Source organism: Pseudomonas sp. GD04019 (assembly GCF_029837695.1).
GTDB lineage: Bacteria > Pseudomonadota > Gammaproteobacteria > Pseudomonadales > Pseudomonadaceae > Aquipseudomonas.
In genome coordinates, this window is the sequence record NZ_JAOEEA010000030.1 from 1 (window position 1) to 794 (window position 794).

General features: G+C 67.9%; 1 protein-coding gene. It reads left to right on the plus strand.

The genetic code is table 11. The annotated features are described in order from the left end of the window. Positions 1-794 (plus strand): type VI secretion system tip protein TssI/VgrG (tssI, locus tag N7607_RS23060; RefSeq protein WP_279869498.1); only part of this gene is annotated, 794 nt, incomplete at both ends.

Here is a 794-nt window from a genome sequence, read left to right on the forward strand (position 1 = left end):
TGGCCACGAGGCACTCAGCCAGCCCTTCGTGTTCGAGGTCACCCTGGTCAGCCAGCGCCCGGACCTGGAACTGGACACGCTGCTCGGCCAGCCGGCCTTTCTCACCCTGGATGCGCAGGGCAACGGCATCCACGCCCAGGTGCACGCCTGCGCCCAGGGCGATTCCGGCCAGCGCCTGACCTGCTATCACCTGACCCTGCGCCCGCAGCTGGCCTGGCTCGGCCATCGCATCAACCAGCGCATCTTCCAGCACCTGAGCGTGCCGGAGATCGTTGCCCAGGTGCTGAGCGAGCACGGCATCCTCGACGGCAGCGGCCAGCGCTTCCAGCTCGGCGCCACCTATCCGGCCCGCGACTACTGCGTGCAATACGACGAATCCGACCTGCACTTCATCCAGCGCCTGTGCGAGGAAGAAGGCATCCATTACCACTTCCAGCACAGCCCCGAGGGCCATGTGCTGGTGTTTGGCGACGACCAGACCGGTTTCCCCAAGCTCGCCACCACCGCCTACCAGCAGGACTCCGGCCTGGTGGCAGACGACCCGGTGATCAAGCGCTTCGCCCTGCGCCTGGCCACCCGCACCAGCCGCGTCACCCGCCGCGACTACGACTTCGAGAAACCGCGCCTGCAGCTGGAGGCCGCGCATGCTTTATCGAAAAACTCCGGCGGCGACGCCAAGCCGGACCTGGAAGACTACGACTACCCCGGCCGCTTCACCGAGCGCGGCCGCGGCAAGCACCTGTCCCAGCGCGCCCTGGAAAGGCATCGCAGCGACCAGCAGCTGGCCGAGGGCG